Here is a 2,893-nt window from a genome sequence, read left to right on the forward strand (position 1 = left end):
AACAAACTAAATTTAATAATTTTAATTTGTCTGAAAAACAGGGAAGTCTACCAAAACAGGGAAGTCTACCGGAGCACAATATGCACAAAACGTACAGTTATCAGCTAACGAAACAACATTGGTGACTTCTTCTAACGGAGGTGTAGATAAAAAAATCAGCGTTGAATATAAAGGTGCAGGAGCTAATGCTTACCTTGATAACTATGTTGCAGGTCAGGATCCAACTGTATATACTACAGAGCTAACCTATACAATTATTTCTCAATAAAAAATATTAAAAATATTCATTATAAAGTGTTACAAGCTAATTTGTAGCACTTTATCTGTATTTAAGTGCTAAATATACGCCATGAATAAATTGTTTTTCTTCTTTTTAACGCTTAGCCTTTGTTTTTTTTGTAAAGGATATGGACAGACAGGTGTTTCTGTTTCACCTCCCAGACTCTATTTTGATTCGGATTCAGGGAACAGCAACACACAGAAAATAACGGTGACCAACGTCAGTGCAAAAAATTCACTCGATCTTGCTGTAAGCCTTGGTGACTGGGAATATGATAACAAAGGTGAAAATATGATGTATCCTGCCAATACACGTCCAACCTCGTGTGCAAGCTGGGTAACCATAAAGAAAGAAGACAATTACTTTACACTGGCTCCCGGAGAAAGAAAAGAAATCGATGTTACGATTACGGCTCCAAGTGCATTAACAGATCATTTACCGGCCCATACTGCTGTTTTATATGTAAGTCAGATGAATCCTGTAGATGATATAGACAGTAAAGGTGCCAATATAAAGGTCAGTATCCGTTCCGGAATTAAACTTTTTCATAAACTGACTTCCGCTAAAAGTAAAAAGCTTGAAATCCAGAACATGGTTTACGGAAAATCACAAAAAACAATTAACCTGTTTTTTGAAAACCAGGGAGATGTATGGGTTGACGGAAAAGTTTATACAGATCTTGTCAATACACAAAACGGGAAAAAGATAACACTCGACCCTATTGTTTTTTATACGATGCCGGGAAACAAAAGAGAAATGGATATTCCTCTGCCTTCGACACTTGAAAAGGATAAATACACCGCTTCCGTAATGATTGATTATGGAGACAGCAACAATCTGGAATTAGGGGAATTAAACTTCAATTATGAGTAATAAAAAGTTTTTCTGCCTGCTTTTGCTGATTTCCCTGAATTGTTTTTCACAGGTTAATTATAGCTCCTGGGTAAACAGTTATTTACAGATTAATTCATACAGCGGGAATACAAATTCTGATGCTTATACTCTTACTTTGGCAGGTAACGGCAATTTTAGCATTCCAAACTGGAGAATATCTATGAGATTGAAACAACCTATTACCTCGAATGGCGGCAAATATACAATGCCGGCGAATAAAGTTTCTTTTCAGCCGGTTTCCTCTTCTGGTCAGGCCTATCCCAACCCGGTTCCTACAATCCCTCAGATCGGGATGCCGCTTAACGTTTTTCTCCAGGAAGGACAGGAGGTTTTCCTTATTCCACAATCGAATGCAGCGCTTTATAATCAGCCTGCCAAGCCAAACGGCTATTACAATCTTCAGTTGAAATACAGTCTGAATGTGATGGGAGGATCCTATCTGGGAAATTATCCGGCATGGATTACTTTTATCGCTCCGATACAGTTTACGGTGTATGATCAGTACAATAATATCATTGGTAAAACAGATCATAATTTTCAGTTTCAGATTGGCCAGCTTTCCGGGACCCCGACAGATGTCCCGGAGCTCTCTTTAAAGTTTTCCGCAAATGCAGTGAACGGTTCATTAGAGTTTAAAAGCATGAGCGATTATGTAAACGGAGTAAGTGCAACCTATTCCAACGGCCTGATTGTAAGCAGCAATACCAATTATCAGATTAAATTAAAATCTCTTCAGGGGCAGTTTATGTCTCCGGCTGGAAACTCCATTCCCTTGGAAACCATCAAGCTTACCTTATATTCTGTTTCAGGAAAAGGAAATGTATATCCTGTTTTACTAAGCGCTTCACCACAGCTTATTGCTACGGGAAACTCTACTCAGGGTTCCAGTGTTTATTATGATATCAAATATTCTACAGGGGCTAATGATGAAAGGTTTATCAATGCCAAGACAGAAGAATATGCCACCACCCTTCAATATGAGATAATTCCTCAATAAAATTTATGCCTTACAAATTTTTCAAAAAAATATTTATCGTTTTTTTGATGTCTCTTTTTGTTTTGATTCCCGCTCAGGAAAATTCCGGGATCAGCATGGAAATCCGCAATGAATCGAATGCGGGTAAGGCTAATATTATAGATCTTATTTTAGTTTTAAAGAACGAAGGAAGCAATCCTTTCAAGGGAAAAGTCGAAATCAATACTCCCGCAGGTTTCAGGAACATTTCAGGCAGCAAAATTGACGTTGACTTACTACCCGGCAACAATCTTTTTTTACCGGTAAAAATATTAGTCAGCAATAATGCAGGCTCGGGAGACACCCAAATGGTTTTTAATCTTACAGACCAAAAGAATACTCCGGTTTCAAAAAAAGAAATCGCTTATCATGTAGCAGAAAACAACAGTATGCGGCTTGTTACGGAAAGTCCTGTGATTTATATGAATAAAGCAAATGATTCTATCGAGGTAAGAACAAGGGTTTCCAATCTTGGGAACAGAAAACAAAACATAACGGTTGTATTTAAAATTCCGGAAGCTTCCCAGGAAAATATTTTCGTAGAGAAAAAAGGAAGCATCGGAGTTCAGAAAGATTCAGTACTTACTTTCCGTTTTATGCCTTCGGGCGCAATGCTTAAAAGTCCTCAGTTTACCGTTACTGTTGCCGGCTTCAGAGAACCTGATAAGGAAATATTCGGGAGTACCTCGGTTTCCGTTCAGAAT

The 2,893-nt window shown here is 38.0% G+C and carries 4 protein-coding genes; all 4 read left to right on the forward strand.

Translation table 11 applies throughout. The annotated features are described in order from the left end of the window. Positions 1-121 precede the first annotated feature (121 nt). Entirely contained in the window at positions 122-268 is a 147-nt protein-coding gene (locus PMI13_RS21255; RefSeq protein WP_156104487.1) for a hypothetical protein, read from the forward strand. 81 nt (positions 269-349) lie between these two features. Next, positions 350-1,153 carry a fimbrial biogenesis chaperone gene (locus PMI13_RS16095; protein ID WP_007845648.1) on the forward strand — a complete coding sequence of 268 codons (804 nt, stop codon included), beginning with the start codon at positions 350-352 and terminating at the stop codon, positions 1,151-1,153. Then, positions 1,146-2,171 carry a hypothetical protein gene (locus tag PMI13_RS16100; protein ID WP_007845651.1) on the forward strand — a complete coding sequence of 342 codons (1,026 nt, stop codon included), beginning with the start codon at positions 1,146-1,148 and terminating at the stop codon, positions 2,169-2,171. The genes PMI13_RS16095 and PMI13_RS16100 overlap by 8 nt, the downstream gene beginning before the upstream one ends. Before the next feature lie 5 nt (positions 2,172-2,176). Beyond that, a partial coding sequence (locus PMI13_RS16105) for a COG1470 family protein (protein WP_007845652.1) occupies positions 2,177-2,893 on the forward strand: 717 nt, incomplete at its 3' end.

This window comes from Chryseobacterium populi (genome assembly GCF_000282115.1).
Taxonomy (GTDB): Bacteria; Bacteroidota; Bacteroidia; order Flavobacteriales; family Weeksellaceae; genus Chryseobacterium; species Chryseobacterium populi.

Excerpts from the sequence above, each read along its gene's own strand:
- PMI13_RS16095 (WP_007845648.1), top strand. The coding sequence starts at position 350 with ATGAATAAATTGTTTTTCTTCTTTTTAACGCTTAGCCTTTGTTTTTTT.
- PMI13_RS16100 (WP_007845651.1), top strand. The coding sequence starts at position 1,146 with ATGAGTAATAAAAAGTTTTTCTGCCTGCTTTTGCTGATTTCCCTGAAT.